The sequence below is a fragment of the Pseudomonas weihenstephanensis genome, assembly GCF_001043055.1.
Classification (GTDB): Bacteria; Pseudomonadota; Gammaproteobacteria; order Pseudomonadales; family Pseudomonadaceae; genus Aquipseudomonas; species Aquipseudomonas weihenstephanensis.
Genome location: NZ_JYLF01000001.1, coordinates 67,145 through 89,463, shown reverse-complemented (window position 1 = coordinate 89,463; position 22,319 = coordinate 67,145). Strand labels below are relative to the sequence as shown.

The following is a 22,319-nucleotide window of genomic DNA, read 5'->3' as shown; positions in this document are numbered from 1 at the left end:
CGATCTTTTTTGCGGCGCATTATAGGCACGCTCCCCGCCCGCTGGCATGGCTAACGCCATGATCGGCCGGTGAATATCTCAGGATGTTTCATGTGGCCCTATAGAGCGGCTTCCTTAGCTGCGGCATACTCGGTGGCCTAACTTTGCGGATCCTGCCATGCGCCCATTTGCCCCCCTCGCTTTGACCCTGCTGCTGACGGCCTGTGGCGACGGTGAATCGCTATTGCCGCCGGACGCGCGCCTGCCCGATGGCGGACGCTATCGCGGTGAAGTGGTCAATGGGTTGCTGCAAGGCCCGGGTCGCATCGACTACCCGAATGGCAGTTGGTACGCAGGTAATTTCAGCAATGGGGTGTTCCAGGGCCAGGGCGAATGGCACGCCAGCAATGGCGATGTGTACCGTGGCGCGTTTGAGCAAGGTTTATACAGCGGCCAGGGCAGCCTGATCACCCACGACAGCGATTACATGGGCGGCTTCAAGCAGGGCCGGCGCGAAGGTGAAGGCACGCTTAAAGAAGGCGGCATGAGTTATCGCGGCGAGTTCAAAGATGACCAGTTCTGGGGCAACGGCCACCTTGAACTCGATGACGGCAGCCAATATGAGGGCCAGTTCGCGCGCGGCAAACCCCACGGCCAGGGCAAACGCAGCGATGCCAGCGGCAATGAGTTCACAGGCACCTTTGTGAACGGTCAACTTGAAGGCAGCGGCATTTTCAACAGTGCCGAAGGCGATCAGTACGAAGGCGAATTCAAAGACAACCAGCTCAATGGCAAAGGCCGCTACGAAAACGCAGACGGCGATGTGTGGATCGGCGAGTTCAAGGATGGCGCCCTCACTGGCAAAGGCGAGTTCATTGGCATCGACGGCAGTCATTATCGCGGCCAGTTCAGTGAATGGCGGTTTAATGGCCCGGGCGAACTCAGCCTTGCAGACGGCAGTACCTACGTCGGAGACTTTGCCAACGACACCTATCAGGGCTACGGCACCTTGACGCTGAGCGACGGCTCGGTCGAAAAGGGCTACTGGATCAACGGCCTGCGGGTACGCGACGATAAAGGCAACCTGTTGCCCGACCCGCTGGAGCTGGGTTTAATCAACCAGGGCAAGCTACTGGACAAGGCCCTCAAAGCGGTGCCGCAGTCCACCCCGGCCATTGAGCTGTACAGCCTGGTACTGGGGGGCGACGGCAAGCAAAGCGTGTTCTTGCGTGAAGCCGACTACGTCGGCGACATGCTCGCCAGCCGTTTCGGCAGCCGCGGCCAGATCAGACTGGTCAACCATCGCGATCACTTGATGGATCGCCCTATGGCCACCCGCGAAAACCTGCACCGCGCCGCCAAAACCCTGGCCGAGCGCACCGGCCCGGAAGATTTGGTCTTCATTTACCTGACCAGCCACGGCACCCACGATCACGAACTGGTGCTGGACCAGCCTCGCCTTGAACTGGCCGACCTGCCTGCCGAAGATTTGGCAGCCGCTCTTGCCCCCCTCAAGCATCGCAACAAAGTCATTGTGATTTCCGCCTGCTACTCCGGCGGTTTCATACCGGCACTCAAGGATGAAAGAACCTTGATCATGACCGCGTCCGAGGCCAACAAAGTGTCGTTTGGCTGCTCGGAAGAAGCCGACTTCACTTACTTCGGCAATGCCCTGTTTGCCCAAGCCCTGAACCAGACTGACGATCTGCAAAAAGCTTTCGCGCTGGCCAGGCAGTACGTCGCCGAACGCGAAAAAACCGATAACTTCGAGCCTTCTGAGCCACAAATCTGGGCGCCTAAAGGTGTATTGAGCCGCTGGCAACGCTTGCGCGAGCACCAGGCCCGGCAGGCGCTGCACTAAACCGATTGAACAGCATGCACCCCCAGAGTGACTAAGCTGACTGTATTAAGGGAGAACTCGCATGTACCTGACGCCTAAGCACATCTTGCTTGCTGGTGCCACCGGCCTGACCGGTGAGCTTTTGCTCGACCGTTTGCTTAACGAGCCCACCATCGAACGCGTGCTCGCACCCTCGCGCAAGCCATTGGCCGAACACCCGCACCTGGACAACCCGGTGGGTGAGCCTGCGGTGTTTTTACCTCAGCTCAGCGGCCCGGTCGAGGTGGCCTTCTGCTGTTTGGGCACCACGATCAAACAGGCAGGCTCGGAACAAGCGTTTCGCGCTGTGGATCACGACATGGTCGTGGCATTTGGCAAGCGTGCGCGGGAGATGGGGGCACGGCACTTGATCGTCGTCAGCGCCATCGGGGCTGACCCCAAATCTTCCGTGTTCTATAACCGGGTCAAAGGCGAGATGGAGCAATCTTTACGCGCTCAAGGCTGGCCGCAACTGACCCTTGCACGCCCCTCGGTGCTGATTGGTGAGCGCCTGGAAGAGCGGCCAGTGGAAAAAATTGCGGCCACACTGTCCAAGCTGGTGCCCGGCAAGTACCGCGGCATTGAAGCCTGCGAGCTTGCCCGTGCTCTGTGGCGATTGGCACTGGAAGAGCAAAACGGTGTGCGAGTGGTTGAGTCGGACGAGCTGAGAAAGTTGGGCAAGTAACCCCACTGGCTACAGCCCGCCGCTGGCCTGAAACCCGACGCCCAGAACGGTCAGCACCGACAGCGGCAACAACACCGTATCGAGCAACGCGCTGGCCGGTAGATCCAGCCCCGGGTAGCGCGGGGCTTGCGCGCCAAACCGGTCCAGCGCACAACAACCACCCTGCATTGCATACCAATCCAGCCGCGTGCCCGCGTACACCACCGGCGCGCCCGGCTTGGCCGCGTCCAGCGTACGCACGCTGGCGCAGCCCCCGATGTGCATCACCGCCAGCAAGGCCAGCAGCGCTTTACTCATCGCCGCCCACATGGTGCTCGCCCCAACGCGGGAGCATGTCCTGCGGGATGTTAAGCAGATTGAGAATCCGCGCCACTACAAAGTCGACCAAGTCATCGATGGTTTGCGGCTGGTGATAGAAACCCGGCGAGGCGGGTAAAATCACGGCGCCCATGTTCGACAGCTTGAGCATGTTCTCCAGATGGATGCTGGAGTACGGCGCCTCTCGCGGCACCAGAATCAACTGGCGCCGCTCTTTGAGGGTCACGTCCGCCGCACGCTCGACCAAGTTGTTGCAAGCCCCGGTGGCAATGGCCGACAGCGTGCCCGTGGAGCACGGCACCACCACCATCGCAGCAGGCGCGCCAGAGCCGGAAGCCACGGGCGACATCCAGTCTTCTTTGCCGTAGACGCGAATCTGCCCGGCTGCCGCACCGGTGTATTCGGTCAGAAAGGTCTGCATGGCTTGTGGTTTAGGCGGCAGGTTGACGTCGGTTTCGGTCGCCATCACCAATTGCGCGGCCTTGGAGATCAAAAAATGCACTTCGCGGTCTTCGCGCACCAGGCAATCGAGCAGGCGCAGCGCATATTGCATGCCCGAGGCGCCCGTCACGGCCAGCGTGATGCGTTCCGGGCCGGTCATCGCAATGCATCCGCTAATTTGCCGTGCAACCCGCCGAAACCGCCGTTGCTCATGATCACCACATGCGCGCCCGGTTTAACGTGGGTTTTGACGTCCGTAATGATCGCCTCCAGCGAATCGCACACCTGTGTGGACACGGGGCTGGAGGCGACGGTAGCCGCCAGATCCCACCCCAGATTGGCCGGGGCATACCAGACCACGTGATCGGCTTGCACCACACTGCCCGGCAAACCGTCGCGGTGGGCGCCCAGCTTCATGGAGTTGGAGCGCGGCTCGATGACGGCGATGAGCGGCGCATCGCCAATGCGTTTGCGCAGGCCGTCCAGCGTGGTGGCAATGGCCGTTGGGTGATGCGCAAAGTCGTCATACAGTGTGATGCCATTGACCTCGGCGACTTTTTCCATCCGCCGTTTCACACTTTTAAACGCACTCAAGCCGTCAATGGCCATGCTCGGCACCACGCCCACATGGCGCGCAGCGGCCAAGGTTGCCAAGGCGTTAGCGACGTTATGCTGCCCGGTCATGTCCCACTCGACGGTGCCTTGAACGGCGCCGTCAAACAGCACCTCAAAGCGCGAACCGTCGGCACTGAGCAAGCGCGCCTGCCATTGACCGCCCTCGCCCGTGGTTTGCACCGGCGTCCAGCACCCCATCTCGATGACCCGCTGCAACGCAGGTTCGGTGGTGGGGTGAATCACCAGTCCTTCACTCGGGATCGTGCGGACCAAATGGTGGAATTGACGCTCAATCGAGGGCAGATCCGGGAAGATATCAGCGTGATCGAACTCAAGGTTGTTCAAAATCGCGGTACGCGGGCGGTAATGCACAAACTTTGAGCGTTTGTCGAAGAAGGCGCTGTCGTACTCATCGGCCTCGACCACAAAAAAAGGCGTGTCGCCCAAACGGGCCGAGACCGCAAAGTTTTGCGGTACGCCACCGATCAGGAAGCCCGGCGCCATGCCCGCATGCTCAAGCACCCAGGCCAGCATGCTGCTGGTCGTGGTTTTGCCATGGGTCCCGGCCACGGCCAGCACCCAGCGACCTTGGAGTACATGGTCAGCCAGCCACTGCGGGCCAGACACATAAGGCAGGCCCTTGTTCAGTACGTACTCGACCGCCGGATTGCCGCGCGACAGTGCGTTGCCAATGACCACCAGGTCAGGCGCGGGGTCGAGCTGGGCAGGGTCGTAGCCTTGAGTCAACTCAATGCCTTGAGCTTGCAACTGGGTGCTCATTGGCGGATAGACGTTCGCATCGGAGCCTGTGACGTGATGGCCCAGCTCTTTGGCCAATACCGCCAGCGACCCCATGAAAGTGCCGCAAATACCAAGAATATGAATGTGCATAGTCGACCTCGTAAATCATCGGCGAAGGGTAGCGTAGGAGGCTTTTTTTCGCACCTGATGATTCGGGGGACGTTAGCCCCTGACCCTCACCCTGGCGCTCTGATGCAGGGAGAGGGTCAGGGTGAGGGCCAGCCTTAACGCTCGATCCCATGTTTGCGCAGCTTGCGATACAGCGTATTGCGGCTAACCCCCAGTTGCAGCGCGGTGTGGGTCATGTGCCAGCGATGCAATTGCAGCGCCATCAGCAAGGCCATTTTCTCGGCCTCTTCCAGCGGCTGCTCTGAAGGCGCAACCGCCCCCACAGGCGCTGTCCGCATGTTGGCAGGCAGATCCTGAAGCTTGATCTCGCCACCCTCACACAACGCCGCCAAAGTGCGCAGCACGTTGCGCATTTGCCGCACGTTGCCCGGCCAGGCAAAGTTCAGCAAGGCGTCTCGCGCCTCGTGCTGGATGACCAGCGGCTCCTGCCCTGCTTCTTCGGCCAGCAGAAAATCCAGCAACTGCGACTTGTCACTGCGATCACGCAAGGCAGGCAAGGCGATTTCCAGCCCGTTCAACCGGTAAAACAGATCTTCGCGAAAACTGCCCTCGGCCACCCGCTCCAGCAGGTTGCGGTGAGTCGCACTGATGATGCGCACGTTGACCGCTTGTGGCTCACCGCCAATCGGCACCACCAAGCGGTCCTCCAGCACTCTTAACAGCCGCGTTTGCATGGCCAGTGGCATGTCGCCGATTTCGTCCAGAAACAAGGTGCCGCCGTCAGCCTGCTGCAACTTGCCTTGCATCCCTTCTTTGCGCGCACCCGTAAAGCTGCCACCGCGGTAGCCAAACAATTCGCTTTCAATCAGGCTTTCGGGGATCGCGGCGCAGTTGAGCGCTACGAACGGCTGCCCAGTGCGCAAGCTGGCCTGGTGCACGGCCTTGGCAAAGGCTTCTTTACCCGAGCCGGTTTCGCCATTGATGAGCAACGGCACGTCGCGCTCAAACACCCGCAAGGCCCGCCGAAAGTCGTTTTGCAACGCGTCATCGCCCAAACAAATACTGCTTGTTTGCGCGCGCACCGGCTCAGGCTGAACACGAACAGGGCTGGGCACCGTGCGCGCCGGACCACGCAATGCGGCAAATAAATAACGGCCGTCACGGGTGCACAATGGCCAACTGGCACTGGCTTGCGGGGTCGCACGGGCAAACAGCTCATCGCCCGAACTGTCGAACAGGCCATCGATGTTGTGCCCCACCAGCCCGTCACGGGCTTTGCCCAGCAGGTTGAGCGCGCTTTGATTCACCGCGCAGATCACCCCGTCGCCATCAAACGCCAGCATGCCTTCGCTAAACAGCCCGAGTGACTGAGCTTGCAGATGAAAACGCAGCAGCCATAGGCCTTCAAAGTGATGCAGGAAGTAGCTACTTTCGATGATTTTGGCAGAGAGGTTGACCAGCGCCATCGTATGAAACTGGCTCTGGCGCGACACTTCATGGCGCGCCGAAGACACATCCAGCACTGCCAGCAGTTCTCCCTGCGGGTCGAACACCGGGCTTGCCGAGCAGGTCAGGCCGGTATGACGGCCACGAAAGTGTTCGTCCTGATGGATGGTCAGCGCCTGGCGCTCAACCATGCAGGTGCCGATGCCATTGGTGCCTTCACGGGCCTCGCTCCAGTCCGCCCCCAGCCACAAACCTGCGTGTTCAAACACTTTGCGCTCGGCAGGTGCGGTCACACAGTTAAGAATCACGCCCCGCGCATCGGTCAACAGCACCGCATGACCGGCCCCCGAAAGCTGTTGATGCAGGCTGTTCATTTCATGACCGGCAATGTGCAACACCTGTTGCAGACGCTCGCGGCCTTCAAGAATGCGCCCATGTTCAAGCACCGTAGGGGCGATGTTTTGCGCGGGATCGAGGTGGTAATCCTCCAGGCAGCGTTGCCAGGAGCGAACGATAGACGGGTCGCATCCTTGAGGATGGCCCTGGGTGACGTCGATGACTTGTCGGGCGTGCCGACTGATATCTGCACTGCGCATTTTTATTGTTCTCCGCTCTGTCTCGGCGGTCTTAGCGTGCACGGGGAAAATGACCCGCGAGCAACCCCTAAGAACCAGTCCAAACCGAGCCATCAGCATCCTCTTGCACTGCTGGCATTGCAATCGTCATCTGACTGACTGGTCACACGCTGTACCGCTTTTGGCACAAAGTGTCACCACCACTGTGTCGACCGTGACACATCGTTTCGCTGACGCACCTCGCTCCAACGCCTGAAAGCTCCGCTTTAGAGCGCTCACGACAATTTGGCCCGACCTTTGCTCCTGCTTGGGGCAACGCCACCGCGCGTCCTCCCATAAGCACAATAAAGCCAGGAGACACTCACCATGCGTTACGCACAACCCGGTACTGAAGGCTCGATCGTCTCGTTCAAGAGCCAATACGGTAACTACATCGGCGGCGAATTCGTGGCGCCGGTCAACGGCCAATACTTCACCAACACCTCGCCGGTCAACGGCAAGCCCATCGCTCAATTTCCTCGTTCGACGGCGCAAGACATCGAAAAAGCCCTCGACGCAGCTCACGCCGCCGCCGATGCCTGGGGTGCAACCTCAGTGCAGGCGCGCTCGCTGGTGCTGCTGAAAATCGCGGATCGCATCGAACAAAACCTTGAACTGCTGGCCGTGACCGAAACGTGGGACAACGGCAAAGCAGTGCGCGAAACCCTGAACGCCGACGTGCCATTGGCCGCCGATCACTTCCGTTACTACGCCGGTTGCATCCGCGCTCAGGAAGGCAGCGCCGCCGAAATTGACGGCAACACGGTTGCGTATCACATCCACGAACCGCTGGGCGTGGTCGGGCAAATCATCCCGTGGAACTTCCCCCTGCTGATGGCCGCCTGGAAACTCGCGCCAGCGCTGGCCGCCGGTAACTGCATCGTGCTCAAACCGGCCGAACAAACGCCGTTGAGCATCACGGTGCTGATGGAGTTAATCGGCGATTTGCTGCCACCGGGCGTGTTGAACGTGGTGCAAGGCTTCGGAAAAGAAGCAGGCGAAGCCCTGGCGACCAGCAAGCGCATTGCCAAAATCGCCTTCACCGGCTCAACCCCGGTCGGCTCGCACATCATGAAATGTGCCGCTGAGAACATCATTCCCTCCACCGTGGAGCTGGGTGGCAAGTCGCCCAACATCTTCTTCGCCGACATCATGCAAGCCGAACCAAGCTTCATTGAGAAAGCCGCTGAGGGCCTGGTGCTGGCGTTCTTCAACCAGGGCGAAGTCTGCACTTGCCCCTCGCGCGCGCTGATTCAGGAGTCGATCTACGACGATTTCATGAAAGTGGTGATGAAGAAGGTGGAGTCGATCAAACGTGGCGACCCGCTGGACACCGACACGATGGTCGGTGCTCAGGCCTCCGAACAGCAGTTCGACAAGATCCTGTCCTACCTGGAAATTGCCAAGGCAGAAGGTGCGCAGTTGCTGACGGGCGGCCAAGTGGCCAAGCTCGAAGGCGACCTGGCAACCGGCTATTACATCCAGCCGACGCTGCTCAAGGGCACCAACAAAATGCGCGTGTTCCAGGAAGAAATCTTTGGCCCGGTGGTCAGCATCACCACGTTCAAAGACGAAGCCGAAGCGCTGGCCATCGCCAATGACACTGAATTCGGTCTGGGTGCCGGTTTGTGGACCCGCGACATCAACCGCGCTTACCGCATGGGCCGCGCAATCAAGGCCGGTCGCGTGTGGACCAACTGCTATCACCTGTACCCCGCACACGCGGCGTTCGGCGGCTACAAAAAGTCCGGTGTCGGCCGTGAAACCCACAAGATGATGCTCGACCACTATCAGCAGACCAAAAACCTGCTGGTCAGCTACGACATCAACCCGCTGGGTTTCTTCTAAAAAATCCCCCGCTGGGTGCGATCTTTGATCTTTAAAAGATCGCAGCCGGCGTCAGCTACAGGTCTACACCGCTCTACCTCAGGGCCTATGGCCCGGCTCTTGCTTTACACCCTGTCAAATTTCCTAACTATAAAAGAACAGGTGAAATCACATGCCTAGCGAACCGAATGCCGCTACTGCGGCCCCCTCTTCGGTCGACTTTGAAAAAGTCGGCTCCGAGTACTTTCAACAACGTGAACTGAAAAAAGGCGCCGCCGGTTGGGTCCTGCTCGTAGGGCTGGGCGTTGCTTATGTGATTTCCGGTGACTACGCCGGGTGGAACTTCGGGCTGGCTCAAGGCGGCTGGGGCGGAATGTTTCTCGCAACCTTGCTGATGGCCACCATGTACCTGTGCATGTGCTTCTCGCTGGCCGAATTGTCCTCGATGATCCCGACAGCGGGCGGCGGCTATGGCTTTGCCCGCAGCGCCTTTGGCCCCTGGGGCGGTTTTTTGACCGGTACCGCGATCCTGATCGAATACGCCATCGCCCCCGCCGCCATCGCTGTGTTTATCGGCGCGTACTGCGAGTCGTTATTCGGGATTGGTGGCTGGATGATCTACCTGGCGTTCTACATCATCTTTATCGGCATCCACATTTTCGGTGTCGGTGAAGCCCTTAAATTGATGTTCATCATCACCGCCGTGGCCGCCATTGCCTTGGGCGTGTTTTTAGTCGCAATGGTGCCGCACTTCAACGTCGCCAACCTGCTGGACATCCCGGTGAGCAACGCCAAGGGCGCCAGCCCGTTCCTGCCGTTCGGCTATGTCGGCGTGTGGGCGGCCATTCCTTATGCCATCTGGTTTTTCCTCGCCGTAGAAGGCGTGCCGCTGGCCGCCGAAGAAACCAAAAACCCCAAGCGGGACCTGCCGCGCGGTTTGATTGGCGCCATGCTGGTGCTCGTGACCTTCGCCCTGCTGATCTTGGTGATTGGCCCCGGCGGCGCGGGGGCACATCACTTAATGGCCTCGGGTAACCCGTTGGTGGAAGCGCTGAGCAAAGCGTATGGCGGCTCTACCTGGATGGGCGGCTTCGTCAATCTGGTCGGCTTGGCCGGTTTGATCGCCAGCTTCTTCTCGATCATTTATGCCTACTCGCGTCAGATCTTCGCCCTGTCTCGTGCAGGTTATTTGCCTCGCAAGCTGTCCGAAACCAACAAGAGCAAAGCGCCGGTACTGGCGTTGATCATCCCCGGCATCATCGGTTTTGGCCTGTCGCTGACCGGGCAAGGTGATTTGCTGATTCTGGTGGCGGTGTTTGGTGCGACCATTTCCTACGTACTGATGATGGCCGCGCACATCACCCTGCGCATTCGTCGCCCCAAAATGGAGCGTCCATATCGCACACCGGGCGGTATTTTCACCTCTGGCATCGCCTTGGTGCTCGCCTGCGTCGCGGTCGTGGCCGGTTTCCTGGTCGACCCGCGGGTGGTGATTGGTGCGGCGGTGATCTATGGAGTATTAATTGCTTACTTTGCTTTCTACAGTCGGCATCACTTGGTAGCCGGTACGCCTGAAGAAGAATTTGCGGCGATTCAACAGGCCGAACAAACCTTGCACTGATCGCTGAGAATCCCGCCAGACGCCCTGCGTCTGGCGTCAAGGAGCACCCTGTATGGCAACGTTTTCTCACGCGGTGGGCACTCAGACTTACCGTTTCGACAGCCTCAAAGAGCTGATGGCCAAAGCCAGCCCCGCACGCTCCGGGGACTTTTTGGCCGGTGTAGCCGCGCACAACGATGGCGAACGTGTGGCCGCGCAAATGGCGCTGGCTGACATCCCGCTCTCGCACTTCCTGCAAGAAGCGCTGATTCCTTACGAGGCCGATGAAGTCACGCGCCTGATCATCGACAGCCATGACGCTCAGGCGTTTGCCGCCGTCAGCCACCTGACAGTGGGGGGCTTTCGTGACTGGCTGCTCAGTGATGCCGCCGATGAACACAGCTTGCGCGCCCTGGCGCCAGGGCTTACGCCTGAAATGGCAGCCGCTGTGTCAAAAATCATGCGCGTGCAAGACCTGATTCTGGTGGCGCAAAAAATCCGTGTGGTCACGCAGTTTCGCGGCACCGTTGGCCTGCGTGGGCGACTGTCAACGCGCCTGCAACCCAACCATCCCACCGATGACCCGGCCGGGATTGCCGCGAGCATTCTCGACGGCCTGCTCTACGGCAACGGCGACGCCATGATTGGCATCAACCCGGCCACTGACAGCATTGCCTCGATCTGCGATTTGCTGAACATGCTCGACGCGATCATTCAGCGCTATGAGATCCCTACGCAATCGTGCGTGCTGACCCACGTCACAACCTCAATTGAAGCGATCAATCGGGGTGTGCCGTTGGACCTGGTGTTTCAGTCAATTGCGGGCACTGAAGCGGCAAACGCCAGTTTCGGGATTAATCTGAATGTATTGCAAGAAGGTTACGACGCCGGTTTAAGCCTCAATCGCGGCACACTGGGCAACAACTTGATGTATTTCGAGACAGGCCAAGGCAGTGCGTTGTCGGCTAATGCGCACTTTGGTGTCGATCAGCAAACCTGTGAGACGCGCGCCTATGCGGTGGCGCGGCATTTCAAGCCGTTTTTGGTCAACACCGTAGTCGGCTTTATCGGCCCCGAGTATCTGTACAACGGCAAACAGATCATCCGTGCCGGGCTTGAAGACCATTTTTGCGGCAAGTTACTGGGGGTGCCGATGGGCTGCGACATCTGCTACACCAACCACGCCGAAGCCGATCAGGACGACATGGACACCTTGCTGACGTTACTCGGCGTGGCCGGGATCAATTTCATCATGGGTATTCCGGGGTCGGACGACATCATGCTCAATTACCAGACCACGTCCTTTCACGATGCGTTATATGCGCGCAAAACCTTGGGCCTTAAACCCGCCCCCGAGTTTGAACAGTGGTTGAGCAAGGTCGGCATTTTTACCCAAAACGACGGCCGCATTGAATTTGGTCATCAACTACCGCCGCTGTTTCGTCAGGCGCTGACCCACTTGGGAGGACGTTGAACATGGCCCATACCCCAACCGACAGCCACAACCTATGGCTGCAACTGCGCACGCTGACCCCGGCGCGCATTGCGCTGGGCCGCACCGGTACCAGTTTGCCGACCCATGCGCAGCTGGACTTTCAATTCGCCCATGCGCAGGCACGCGATGCGGTGCATCTGCCCTTCGATCACGCCGCCTTGAGCGCAGAACTTCACGAGCGAGGCCGTGACAGCTTGTTGCTGCACAGCGCCGCCGCTGATCGCCACAGCTACCTGCAACGTCCTGATCTTGGCCGACAGTTACACGCAGACTCGGCACAGCACTTGCGCGAATATGCGCAGGCCCACCCCGGCGGGGTCGATGTGGCCGTGGTCGTGGCCGATGGTTTGTCGGCGCTGGCGGTTCATCGTCATACCGTGCCCTTTTTGGCGCGCATGGAAGAGCACATCGCCGCTGAGGGCTGGTCGCTGTCGCCAGTGATGCTAGTGGAGCAAGGCCGCGTCGCGGTCGCCGATGAAATTGGTGAGCTGCTCGGGGCAAAAATGGTGGTGATGCTGATTGGCGAGCGGCCCGGCCTGAGTTCACCCGACAGCCTGGGACTGTATTTCACCTATGCGCCGAAAGTGGGGCTGACCGATGCCTTTCGCAACTGTATTTCCAACGTGCGGCTTGAGGGATTGAGCTATGGCATGGCCGCCCATCGGCTGGCGTATTTGATGCGCGAGGCCTGCCGTCGACAATTGTCGGGGGTCAATCTCAAAGACGAAGCCCAGGTGCAGACGCTGGACGCAGGCGCTCCCCGCGAAAACTTCCTGCTCAAGGGCGAGTAAAAACACGTAACCGCTGCAAAGGTACGGCATGTATTACCATGACGACCGTCACAGGCTGGAGTGATGACGGATCGGCATTCATCAATACATGCTTCGCTACAAACTCTGGAAGCAGAATTTGCGTCAATCCGTATAATCCTCTCCGTTCAAAATGTACGAAAACACTACATACGCTGTAGTTAACTGCCTTTTTCCCCGCACAGACCTGCTGAGCCGGGTCATCCACACAGGTGCTTTACATGGATTTCAACCCGGTCGACATTATCTTGCACCTCGATGTGTACCTCGACATGCTGGTTAACAATTACGGGCCATGGATCTACGCCATCCTGTTCCTGGTGATCTTTTGCGAAACCGGCCTAGTGGTCATGCCGTTCTTGCCCGGTGACTCACTGCTGTTCATCGCAGGCGCTGTAGCTGCCGGTGGCGGTATGGACCCCGTGTTATTAGGCGGCTTGCTGATGCTGGCAGCAATCATGGGTGACAGCACCAACTACGTGATAGGACGAACGGTCGGGGAGCGGTTATTCAGCAACCCTGACTCGAAAATTTTCCGCCGCGATTACCTGCAAAAAACCCATGACTTCTACGAACGTCATGGCGGCAAAACAGTGACCATGGCGCGTTTTCTGCCGATTTTCCGTACCTTCGCGCCGTTTGTCGCAGGCGTGGCGCGCATGTTTTACCCGCGTTTCTTTATGTTCAGCGTATTCGGCACCGTGCTGTGGGTCGGCGGCCTGGTGACCTTGGGATACTTCTTCGGCAACGTGCCGTTCATCAAGAAAAACCTGTCGTTGCTGGTGGTGGGCATCATTCTGCTATCGCTGATACCGATGATTATTGGTGTGGTTCGCAGCCGGTTCGGTCGCAGCCCCTCTAAAGCCTGAACGAGATAAACCGACATGTGGTCACTGAGCGAATGGAGACGCCAGAGGATTCTTGCCCAGCACCCGGTGGCGCCCGATACGTGGCATGACGTGCGCCAGCGACTGAGCATCCTTGATGGTCTGGATGACGAACAAGACCGGTGGCTACGCGAACACAGCGTGCTGTTTTTGCAGGACAAGCACCTGACGCCGATGCCCGGCGTAGAACTGAACGATGAAAGCCGGTTGCTGCTGGCGGCTCAGGCGCAATTACCGCTGCTGAACCTGGGCGATCTGGACTGGTATAAGGGCTTTCACGAGATCGTGCTCTACCCCAACGACTTCGTCAGTCCACAGCGTCATCTCGACGCCAGTGGCGTGGAGCACGAATGGGAAGGTCATCACAGTGGTGAAGCGTGGCAACACGGACCGGTCGTGCTGGCTTGGCCTGGCGTGTTGGCGGGTGGAGGCTGGGACGCCAGCAACCTGGTGATCCACGAGTTGGCGCACAAGCTCGACATGCTCAACGGTACAGCTAATGGCATGCCGCCATTGCATCCCGGCATGAACGTCAGCGACTGGTCCCACGCCATGCAAGAGGCGTACGACCACCTCAACCATTACCTCGACCACCATGACCCCGATCACGCGCCCATCGACCCGTATGCAGCCGAGAACCCGGCGGAGTTTTTTGCAGTCATCAGTGAATACTTTTTCACGGCCCCTGACCTGCTCAACCATGCCTATGCGCAGGTTTATCAGCAGCTTTGCCTGTTTTACCGTCAAGATCCGCTGGCCCGCCTGCAAAAGCTACAAAGCGAACACCCCCAATACCGCGCACCGCACTGATCGCCCAAGCGTGACGTCGTTGCAGGAATACGCCTATAATCGCCGCCACTTTTTGGCCAAATCGGCCAAGTAAACTGGCCTACTAACGGGGGCACCGCCCAATGAGCTACAGCAAAATTCCGGCTGGCAAAGACCTGCCGAATGACATCTACGTCGCTATCGAGATTCCGGCTAACCACGCGCCGATCAAATATGAAATCGACAAAGACAGCGATTGCCTGTTCGTTGACCGCTTCATGGCCACCCCGATGTTCTACCCGGCCAACTACGGCTTCATCCCCAACACCCTGGCTGACGACGGTGATCCCCTCGACGTGCTGGTCGTGACCCCTTACCCGGTTGCGCCAGGTTCGGTTATTCGCGCGCGTCCCGTGGGCATTCTGCACATGACTGACGACGGCGGCGGCGATGCCAAGGTAGTAGCAGTGCCTCACGACAAGCTGTCCCAGCTGTACGTAGACGTCAAAGAGTACACCGACCTGCCACCCCTGCTGATTCAGCAGATCCAGCACTTCTTCGAGAACTACAAAGATCTCGAAAAAGGCAAATGGGTGAAAATCGAAGGTTGGGGCGACGCAGAAGCTGCCCGCACTGAGATCACCAAGTCAGTTGCCGCCTACAAAGGCTAAATGTGGGTGAACTGGCTTCGGCAAGTTCCTACATAAAAACCCCGGTTCCCGGGGTTTTTTTATGCCTGCATAAACGCAAGGAAACAACCTGTTCACACCCACCAAATAAGGCACACAGCACGCGTAGGAAATAACCCTGCGAAAGCAGGAGAAGTCTTTTTTTTTGAGCGTTTTTTGAACGTTTAGTTTATTTAAACAGTGATCTCTTCTCCGTAAAATCCGCCAGCATGAATACATCCGGTGATCGTCTAAGACTCCTTTTAAGGGAGTGCCATTTATCTGCTTCGGACTTCGCTGCCAATCGGCGCGTTACGCCGCAGCACGTCAACAACTGGTTCAAGCGGGGTATCCCGATGGCCCGCCTGGACGAAATCTCTGAGCTCCTATGTGTTAACAGCCGATGGCTGCGCACGGGTGAAGGGGTTAAACATCCAACGGTACCGATCTCCAACCCTACGACGTCTTCACCCTCCTGCGAGGTGGGTTCTCCCCCCAACCTAAACACTAAATTGATCACTGATAAAAACGACATCCACATTCCGTTTTACAACGAAGTGCTCAGCCCATGCGGGACAAAAAAAACCCGTGTCGTTGAAATTCCCGGCAAGCGGGTTCGCCTCGACTGCTCGATCTTGCATGCCGCAGACGTCAGCGCCGAGAACGCCATTTGCGTGCCTATGATTGGCCATAGCATGTCGCACAAGATCCAGAGCGGCTCGACGATTGCTATTGATCGCAGCTTGACTCACATCGTGGACGGCGAAATTTATGCCCTGGAACAGGACGGCATGCTGCGCATCAAATACGTCTACCGCCAGCCCAAAGACGGTTTGCGTTTGCGTAGCCACAACGGCAAGGAATACCCGGACGAAGTCTTCAGTGCCGAACACATCCGAGCCTTGGACATACGTATTTTGGGCTGGGTTTTTTGGTGGTCGACACTCAACACACGCAGGCCATCAGTACCGAGCCTGTTAAATGAATAAACAAATAACCTGCGCCCAGCTACAAGGCGCGCAGGTTTTAGCTAGGAAACATCACTCCCTTTAAGTAATTGCATGTCCCACCGCAGGTGGGACTTTCTCCAGACTAGAAAAGAGATACTGACTGTAAGTGCTACTGAACAAGTAATTGGGCAGCAGGCAGCTGTCCAATTTATCAACTGCCAGGAACGCTCGCGACCTCAGTAGCTACGACTTCATCGAAACGCGGAAATCGCTGCTTTAATCGATCAATCGTCCACCGCCACTTCGGCGTAGTTGGGCGGCAAACCGTATTCTGATTCCCAAACATCCCAATCTCTCGTACTGCCTGGCTCACCGGTACGCTTTGCAGCCATTGGATCGGAACAAAATAGTCGCAGCGCTCCAGATCGTCAGCAAATTCTGCATGATAGTGGGCGCGCGTTGCGACCTCTAGCACCGGCCGCTCCTCGCCGTCTTGCATCACTGTGAACTCGTTCGCAGGTGTGGACGTGCCAAGAACGCGTCCTACGCCGACATAGCCTTGCTGCGGAATGTTTACCCAGATCCGGTCTCCCGGAGAGAGGAGCTGCAGGGTCTTGCTGTACCACGCGCCTCCACCGCCGGAAATAAAACCGAACTCCACAGCATCGGCCCATGAGCGCGAGGCAGAATCGCCGAAGGAACAGTAGAACTCACCGTTCCAAGGCTCGGTATGCCCTTCGCTCGTCGACGCTGCGTTCACTTGAGTCTGAACAGGATCGAGTAACCAGGATCGACTCAGTAGCTGTTGATCGCCCACCTGGAAAATTTGAAAACAGAGCACGTTGATCGGAATATCTCGCTTGCTGAGGTACTCAACGATTCGCTCGCTGCTGACATCCAACTCCGTGGCGACGATGATCAGTTGGTGGCTTTTATTCAAATCATCGTCGTCTAGCACACGACCAAAGCGCGCTAGAAAATCTGCATACAAGCTGCTTCCGGGGCGGAACCGTTGGTAAATCGCCGCGATTTCGTTCTCACGCAGACTCTCGACCCACACGGCGTAATCGAGGGTCTGAGCAACGACTTCACGGGGCGTGCGGTCTCGTTTGAGCTCAATTAGTACCAGATTTCCATCAGGAGCAATGGCCAATAAATCAATGCGCCCCCCCATACCAGTGCTTTCTTGCCTACCTATAAGCATCCACTCATCCGAGAGAATGCTTGGCGAGCTGATGATCATCTCTTCCAGCAGCTGCTCGCTGGCCAATCGACTTTGGCGCAGCTTGTTCGGTGCAAGGCCGACGGTCCAGACATCCGTTTTGATAGGCAAGTTGTGAGTCCTTGGGAATTTTCATCAGCGAAATTGAAAACATGGTGATTGCTTCCTTGGCGATTGGTCAAGGCGGCCCTGGTGACGCCGGTATCGACGGTATTATGTCGCTCGACAAGCTGGGGCTTGGGAAGGTCTACGTTCAGGCCAAGCGCTGGCGAATCATGAGGTGGTCACGACACCACAATTGTTCGCCATTGCGCGCTCACGCGTTTCACAGCTGGGCAGGTAAACGAAAGCTGCGCAGCGTTTGCAGGTCAAACGGGTTCGGTGTGCGCTGACTCATAAGCACATAGTCGGCCCGCAGCCCGCCCACATCGGCCTTAAGCAACATGACGTCGCGCCCACTCAGGTAGTCGATTTGCATCAAGTCCAATACTCGAAACAGTGACCACGGCCCTGTGTTTTTTTCGATGCCGATGGGACGTCCGACGTTTTTTTCCAGGACCAGGCTGGTACGCCCATTGTCGGCCAGAGTCGGCCACTGGAAATTCATCGGTACGGTGGGACCGTGTCGGTATTCGATCATTTGATCACCGAAGCGCAACTGCGAACGGCTTACGTTGGTGTCCAGGCTGTAAGGCTCGAGGGTGAACTGCACCTGCGGCTCGGATGGATTTTGTGCAAAAAAGCCCTGACGAATAACTTGAGCCGTGGCCATTTGCTCAAAATACACCCGTGACATTGGCAAACTTTTACCGTCCATGCTGCGCAAGCGATAACTGCCCGCGTCCCGACTGACAAAAGGTTTCATCCAGGTGTCGAAGAATTGATCAGCAAGCCCCTGCGCTTTAAAAAACTCACGGAAGTCGTTCAAAGCCACATCGCTGCTGCTGTGTGCATCAAAAGGGTAGCGCTGCTTGAGCGCTCGGGCATAAAACCGGTACAGCTCGTGCTGGTAGCGTTTATTTAAAAATTGATACGAATCGTTAAGCACCAGCCCCCATGTGTCCTCGGTCAGGGTGTTGAACCAGCCGTTGAGGGGACGCGGTAAGCGTTGGGCGGCTTGGCGTAAATGGCTCAGCGCATCACGCTGCCCACTTATGCGCAGCCTGGCCATCTCATAAGCGGCTTGATCCGGCGCACTGGCGCGAGCCAGCACTGCCATTTGTAATTGCACATCCGTGAGGCCGACCAATAACGGTGTCAGGCTCGCCGTCGGCGCATCCTTGTCATCCAGTAAACGGTGTAACGGCTCAAACTGGCGCTGCAAGTCTTTCTTTGAGGTGTCCGGCACAGTGCTCGCCAAGACTTCAGTGCCTTTGGCGACAACCGCCCCGGCAACAGCCGTGAGTGTGCCGCCCTGCGTGCCAACGGTAGTCGTTACAGAAGGCAACTCATCGGCAATGCTGATCAAGCGCGTGTTCTCACGCACGGCGACCAACAGCTGCAAGAGCGGTGAGTTGGCAGACGTCAGGCCTGCCATCTGCTCGGCACCTTCACGGGCGTCGCTCATCGGCTGCAACGCCAGGCGCCCAACCGCTTCAGCCCAATGGTCGGCGTAGTCACGAAAATACAGTTGCTCCAGTGCAACCATGAGTTTGCGCATGTCCATCGCACTGTTGCTGCTGCCCTCGCCCAACACCCAGTTATCACGCAGAATGTCACGCACCAGGCTCACGCCCTGGATCGAAAAAAACTGTTGATAACCTTGCTGGGTATAGAAGCCCGGAATGCTGTAATCCGCACCGCTGAACAAATGGCCCTGTGGCCCGAGATGCTGGCTGAGGCTGTAAGGCGCCAATGAGTGGGCCTGCTCACGTAATGTGCGATACACCACCGTGGCCAATGACTCACTGCGCAATACCTGTCGCGCCTGTGCTATCAGCCCTTCATCGAGCGGGGCCTTGAAGGCGGTTCCCAATAAGCGTTCGAAATGCTGATTAAGACCGTTTTGCACCTCTGTCAGCCCCGGGTAACGCAGCGACCAGTCGCGGGCAACCCAAGCCTTGAGCCAGGCGTTATCGCGTTGTTCAACGGCGTCTAACATCAGGTAGGCACCCAAACTATTGAGCAAACGCTCGCGATTGTTAAGGTTGGCGCGGATCTGCTGTTCGAGTTGCTGCATGACACGCGGCAATAACTGCGTGTGCAGTTCGTTTTGGTAAGCCTGGGTGAGCGCCCGCTTAACGGCAGCGCCCTGATACAGACCGCTGCGCTCATACAACGCAACCTGCGTCATGGACGGGAACACCTGAGTTGCCGCGTAATACGTGCCCAGGGTCTGGAGCGCAGCCTGGGCATCATCGCGCGGACTCAATTGCGCACGTTGTTGAACCCCTTGCTGAGCCAAATGACGCAGTTGTTCCAGGCGCTCATGGTTGGATGAAAAACTGCTTGCCCACAGCCCCCCTAACCCACCCAACACAGCCATCGCGAGCAGGTACTGAAACCGCTGCCCCCAATGAATACGGCGCTGCTCACGCTTGTCCAGCCCAGCCAGTTGCGCTTGCGGGAAAATCACGCGGCTCAACAGATGGTTAATAAAGTAAGCGCGACCTGTGTGCAGAAATGGCGATTGCGGTTTTTGGGCTGTCTCGACGCTGTGCGCTTCCGGATTTTGCGTAGGGGGGCTGGCCATGACATGGGGCGCGCTGGTCAAATAAACGCCCCGTAGCGGGCTGGCGCGCGGGTAGCGATTACCCGTAAACGTCATGTCGCTAAAGACGCACAGTTGCGCGGCGATCTGGCTCAACTGATGAGGGAAATCCAGAATAAGGCCGCGGCGTTGCGGATCTCGCTCCTGGTGCATGCGCGTGATGATCTGGCTGTTGAGACGCACCAGCAGCGCCTCAAGCTCTGCGCGCAGCAGCGCCGTTGCGTCTTGGTTGTTATCAAAACTGGCGCCAAATACCTGAGCACGCTCATCGCGGGTCAGTTGTTCAAAAAAAGCATCAAACCCTGGCACGCTGTCCGTCTTGCTCAGCACCAGGTACACCGGCAGCTCAATGCGCAGGACACGATGGATGTCTTGCAGGCGCGCCCGAATCTGATCTGACAATTGCGACAACGCGGGTTGATCGCCTTGGCTCAGCAGGTCCACCGGCACAGTCACCAGTACGCCATTCAAAGGTCGTTCACGCCTGCGTTTGCGCAACAATCCGAGCAAGGTGTTCCAGCCACTGGCATCTAAGCGCTCATTACCCTGTGTCAAAAACCGCCCCGCGGTGTCTATCAGCACCCCGTGCTCGGAAAAGTACCACTCGCAATCAGACGTACCACGCAAATCGCGGGTCAGGGTGCGGTCAAGTTTGTTAAGCGGAAACTCCAGCCCCGAAAAGTCCAGCAAGCTGGTTTTGCCAGCGCCTTGGGGGCCCAGCAACACGTACCAGGGCAACTCGTCGCGCCAGCGCTCACTCCGGCCTTTGTAAATGCTGGTGTTTTTCAAGATGTGCAACGCGGCTTTAAAGCGTTTGCGCAGGTTTTTGCGCGACGCTTCAATCTCTTGCTCCTGACGCTCGTGTGCTTTGCCCGCGTCGCTGTCTGCCAGCACTTTTTTACGCACACCGGTGCGCCAACTGACATACACCATCGCCAGCCCCCAGATCAGCAACAAGGCGCTGATGCTTAAAAGCCTGGCGATGGGGTCTGCCCAAAACTTGTAATCATCGACCGCCAGTAATGGCCCCACCCACCACACCAACAGCGCGAAACCTAACACCAGTATCAGGGTCCAGAGCCATGTCTGACGCAGCAGCGCCATGCTCGCTTTCAAGAAACTCTTCATCATCAATTCCTGTTTACAACTGCGGCCCTTACAACCAGAGCAGCGTGCTGTTGATAAGGTTGCATGACCGCTTCACGTTGCTCGTCCAAGACCCAGGCAAACCCTGCGTACATGACGCCCGCCCAGCCCAGGGTCAGAGCCACGAGGACCCAACGCGCCACGATGCGTACCACGCTGTTACGCCGCAGGCCCAAGCCCTGCCAATGAGGGGACACTTCGCGAATGGCATCACCGCGCAGGTGGCGGATTTGCCGATACAGGCTGTCGCGAATGGAGTCCAGCTCCAGCGCGCCACGGGTTTCTATGCGGAATTTGCCCTCAAAGCCCAGCGACAAACACACGTACAGCAGCTCCAGCAAATACAGGTTGCGCACAGGGTCCCTGGAGACCTGCTCAATGAATTGAAAGACTTTGGTGCCACCCAACGTTTCGTTGTGAAAACTGCCCAGCAAACTCTTTTGCGGCCAGTCACTTTCATTGCCCCATGCCGTAGTGGCGATGGCTTCGTCCACCACCGTACAAAGCACATACCGAGCACTCATCACCTGAGTGCTTTCAACCCCGTTGCGCAGTGCCGTGGCTTCGAATGCTTTTATGGCTTTGGTCAGGTGAGCGCTCAGGGTGTCTCGCGTGTGCTGCTGGACGTTGCGTTCAATCCCGACCACAAACGACAACACATCACTGGCCGCAGCCACTAAAGGGTTAAGGCTGATACTGATTGTTTCGTCAGGTGCCAGCCGGGCGTTGAACACCCTTAGCGCGCCGATGTTTTCAATGCGTGGAGCGTGTTCGGCATCGGTCAGCGCAACCTGTTGCGGCGCTCTGCCGTAGCGGTCTACCAACACGGTTTTACTGCCTTGAGGCGGTTGAATATCTGTTTTCATGAGGGTCAGTTCCTGATAGCCCAAAATTTCAGTTCAAGCTCAGAGAACTCACCCGACACATGGAAGGCAAAGCCGCCTGAGCGCTGCATTTGCGCCAGATCGTCGGCATTGAGTTCGAGGATGAAATAGGTTTTGTCGGCGTGAACGGGATTTTCCGCGGATCTACGGCCAGCCAGTCGATCGGGACGTTTTCATACAACGATTGAGCCTTACCCCGCTCACGCTCCAGGGCCTCGAACTCATGAGAGAAACGCACGTCGCTGCCCGCAAAGCTGTCTTTGAATACCGGCGATTTGGCCAAACTGATAACCCGCGCATACAGCTTGTTGGCATAGGTCATGGCCTGCCGCCAATCAAAGAAGAACGCGCTCTGAATGCTGTCCAAAAATAAGAAAAAGTTGCCATTGGCCACTACCGATTCCGTTCAAGTGGCGAGACAGTATTGGAAAGGAAAAGTAAAAAATGTCGGAATTTTCCGTAATTCTAAAGGAAGCGTCTCGGAGCTAAAAAATCTTCAAAACCAT

At 57.8% G+C, this 22,319-nt stretch carries 17 protein-coding genes and 2 pseudogenes; 11 read left to right on the top strand and 8 right to left on the bottom strand.

Annotated features, from left to right (window positions below; translation table 11 throughout):
• Positions 1–157: 157 nt before the first annotated feature.
• Together TU86_RS00490 and TU86_RS00485 are read left to right on the top strand one after the other, a co-directional pair.
• The gene (locus TU86_RS00490; protein ID WP_048362363.1) at positions 158–1,840 is read left to right on the top strand and encodes a C13 family peptidase; all 1,683 of its coding nucleotides are present in this window, start codon (positions 158–160) and stop codon (positions 1,838–1,840) included.
• A 61-nt stretch (positions 1,841–1,901) separates the two neighbouring features.
• Positions 1,902–2,543, top strand: coding sequence for a Rossmann-fold NAD(P)-binding domain-containing protein (locus TU86_RS00485; protein WP_048362362.1), 642 nt, complete (start codon positions 1,902–1,904; stop codon positions 2,541–2,543).
• A gap of 9 nt (positions 2,544–2,552) precedes the next feature.
• On the opposite strand, the gene TU86_RS00480 is transcribed toward TU86_RS00485, so the two are convergent.
• The 4 genes from TU86_RS00480 to TU86_RS00465 form a co-directional block, all read right to left on the bottom strand.
• Positions 2,553–2,840, bottom strand: a complete 288-nt coding sequence (locus TU86_RS00480; RefSeq protein ID WP_048362361.1) for a YceK/YidQ family lipoprotein — start codon at positions 2,838–2,840, stop codon at positions 2,553–2,555.
• Entirely contained in the window at positions 2,833–3,462 is a 630-nt protein-coding gene (ubiX, locus tag TU86_RS00475; RefSeq protein ID WP_048362360.1) for a flavin prenyltransferase UbiX, read from the bottom strand. Before ubiX ends, TU86_RS00480 begins: the two co-directional genes overlap by 8 nt.
• A complete protein-coding gene (gene mpl / locus TU86_RS00470; protein ID WP_048362359.1) occupies positions 3,459–4,808 on the bottom strand; it encodes a UDP-N-acetylmuramate:L-alanyl-gamma-D-glutamyl-meso-diaminopimelate ligase in 1,350 nt (449 codons plus the stop codon). Before mpl ends, ubiX begins: the two co-directional genes overlap by 4 nt.
• A gap of 134 nt (positions 4,809–4,942) precedes the next feature.
• Positions 4,943–6,829 carry a sigma-54-dependent Fis family transcriptional regulator gene (locus tag TU86_RS00465; RefSeq protein WP_048362358.1) on the bottom strand — a complete coding sequence of 629 codons (1,887 nt, stop codon included), beginning with the start codon at positions 6,827–6,829 and terminating at the stop codon, positions 4,943–4,945.
• A 345-nt stretch (positions 6,830–7,174) separates the two neighbouring features.
• Here TU86_RS00465 and exaC point away from each other — a divergent pair, with 345 nt between their 5' ends.
• The 8 genes from exaC to TU86_RS00425 all read left to right on the top strand — a co-directional run bounded on the left by exaC (position 7,175) and on the right by TU86_RS00425 (position 15,890).
• Complete coding sequence (exaC, locus tag TU86_RS00460; protein WP_048362357.1) at positions 7,175–8,695, top strand: acetaldehyde dehydrogenase ExaC; 1,521 nt, start codon at positions 7,175–7,177, stop codon at positions 8,693–8,695.
• Between the two features lie 151 nt (positions 8,696–8,846).
• Entirely contained in the window at positions 8,847–10,295 is a 1,449-nt protein-coding gene (eat, locus tag TU86_RS00455) for an ethanolamine permease (protein ID WP_048362356.1), read from the top strand.
• A 52-nt stretch (positions 10,296–10,347) separates the two neighbouring features.
• Complete coding sequence (locus tag TU86_RS00450; RefSeq protein WP_048362355.1) at positions 10,348–11,748, top strand: ethanolamine ammonia-lyase subunit EutB; 1,401 nt, start codon at positions 10,348–10,350, stop codon at positions 11,746–11,748.
• 2 nt (positions 11,749–11,750) lie between these two features.
• Entirely contained in the window at positions 11,751–12,560 is an 810-nt protein-coding gene (gene eutC / locus TU86_RS00445; RefSeq protein ID WP_048362354.1) for an ethanolamine ammonia-lyase subunit EutC, read from the top strand.
• A 239-nt stretch (positions 12,561–12,799) separates the two neighbouring features.
• Positions 12,800–13,447: a DedA family protein gene (locus TU86_RS00440; protein WP_048362353.1), complete on the top strand. Its 648-nt coding sequence runs from the start codon at positions 12,800–12,802 to the stop codon at positions 13,445–13,447.
• 15 nt (positions 13,448–13,462) lie between these two features.
• Complete coding sequence (locus TU86_RS00435) at positions 13,463–14,275, top strand: M90 family metallopeptidase (RefSeq protein WP_048362352.1); 813 nt, start codon at positions 13,463–13,465, stop codon at positions 14,273–14,275.
• A 101-nt stretch (positions 14,276–14,376) separates the two neighbouring features.
• Complete coding sequence (gene ppa, locus TU86_RS00430) at positions 14,377–14,904, top strand: inorganic diphosphatase (RefSeq protein ID WP_048362351.1); 528 nt, start codon at positions 14,377–14,379, stop codon at positions 14,902–14,904.
• 227 nt (positions 14,905–15,131) lie between these two features.
• Positions 15,132–15,890, top strand: a complete 759-nt coding sequence (locus tag TU86_RS00425; RefSeq protein ID WP_082152847.1) for a LexA family transcriptional regulator — start codon at positions 15,132–15,134, stop codon at positions 15,888–15,890.
• A gap of 172 nt (positions 15,891–16,062) precedes the next feature.
• On the opposite strand, the gene TU86_RS00420 is transcribed toward TU86_RS00425, so the two are convergent.
• Positions 16,063–17,184, bottom strand: coding sequence for an endonuclease NucS domain-containing protein (locus TU86_RS00420; RefSeq protein WP_048362349.1), 1,122 nt, complete (start codon positions 17,182–17,184; stop codon positions 16,063–16,065).
• Between the two features lie 71 nt (positions 17,185–17,255).
• Here TU86_RS00420 and TU86_RS23555 point away from each other — a divergent pair.
• Positions 17,256–17,345 (top strand): annotated as a pseudogene (locus TU86_RS23555) (restriction endonuclease); the annotation flags it as partial.
• A 53-nt stretch (positions 17,346–17,398) separates the two neighbouring features.
• Here TU86_RS23555 and tssM read toward each other — a convergent pair.
• From tssM to tssK, 3 genes and pseudogenes are all read right to left on the bottom strand, one after another.
• A complete protein-coding gene (tssM, locus tag TU86_RS00415; protein WP_048362348.1) occupies positions 17,399–20,911 on the bottom strand; it encodes a type VI secretion system membrane subunit TssM in 3,513 nt (1,170 codons plus the stop codon).
• A gap of 2 nt (positions 20,912–20,913) precedes the next feature.
• On the bottom strand, positions 20,914–21,795 hold the full coding sequence (gene icmH / locus TU86_RS00410; RefSeq protein WP_048362347.1) for a type IVB secretion system protein IcmH/DotU: 882 nt from the start codon (positions 21,793–21,795) through the stop codon (positions 20,914–20,916).
• Positions 21,796–21,800: 5 nt separating this feature from the next.
• Positions 21,801–21,944, bottom strand: a pseudogene (gene tssK / locus TU86_RS22785) (type VI secretion system baseplate subunit TssK); the annotation flags it as partial.
• Positions 21,945–22,319: the final 375 nt, after the last annotated feature.

Coding starts and splice junctions, on each gene's coding strand:
- TU86_RS00490 (WP_048362363.1), top strand. CDS start 158: ATGCGCCCATTTGCCCCCCTCGCTTTGACCCTGCTGCTGACGGCCTGT.
- TU86_RS00485 (WP_048362362.1), top strand. CDS start 1,902: ATGTACCTGACGCCTAAGCACATCTTGCTTGCTGGTGCCACCGGCCTG.
- TU86_RS00480 (WP_048362361.1), bottom strand. CDS start 2,840: ATGAGTAAAGCGCTGCTGGCCTTGCTGGCGGTGATGCACATCGGGGGC.
- ubiX (WP_048362360.1), bottom strand. CDS start 3,462: ATGACCGGCCCGGAACGCATCACGCTGGCCGTGACGGGCGCCTCGGGC.
- mpl (WP_048362359.1), bottom strand. CDS start 4,808: ATGCACATTCATATTCTTGGTATTTGCGGCACTTTCATGGGGTCGCTG.
- TU86_RS00465 (WP_048362358.1), bottom strand. CDS start 6,829: ATGCGCAGTGCAGATATCAGTCGGCACGCCCGACAAGTCATCGACGTC.
- exaC (WP_048362357.1), top strand. CDS start 7,175: ATGCGTTACGCACAACCCGGTACTGAAGGCTCGATCGTCTCGTTCAAG.
- eat (WP_048362356.1), top strand. CDS start 8,847: ATGCCTAGCGAACCGAATGCCGCTACTGCGGCCCCCTCTTCGGTCGAC.
- TU86_RS00450 (WP_048362355.1), top strand. CDS start 10,348: ATGGCAACGTTTTCTCACGCGGTGGGCACTCAGACTTACCGTTTCGAC.
- eutC (WP_048362354.1), top strand. CDS start 11,751: ATGGCCCATACCCCAACCGACAGCCACAACCTATGGCTGCAACTGCGC.
- TU86_RS00440 (WP_048362353.1), top strand. CDS start 12,800: ATGGATTTCAACCCGGTCGACATTATCTTGCACCTCGATGTGTACCTC.
- TU86_RS00435 (WP_048362352.1), top strand. CDS start 13,463: ATGTGGTCACTGAGCGAATGGAGACGCCAGAGGATTCTTGCCCAGCAC.
- ppa (WP_048362351.1), top strand. CDS start 14,377: ATGAGCTACAGCAAAATTCCGGCTGGCAAAGACCTGCCGAATGACATC.
- TU86_RS00425 (WP_082152847.1), top strand. CDS start 15,132: ATGAATACATCCGGTGATCGTCTAAGACTCCTTTTAAGGGAGTGCCAT.
- tssM (WP_048362348.1), bottom strand. CDS start 20,911: ATGAAGAGTTTCTTGAAAGCGAGCATGGCGCTGCTGCGTCAGACATGG.
- icmH (WP_048362347.1), bottom strand. CDS start 21,795: ATGAAAACAGATATTCAACCGCCTCAAGGCAGTAAAACCGTGTTGGTA.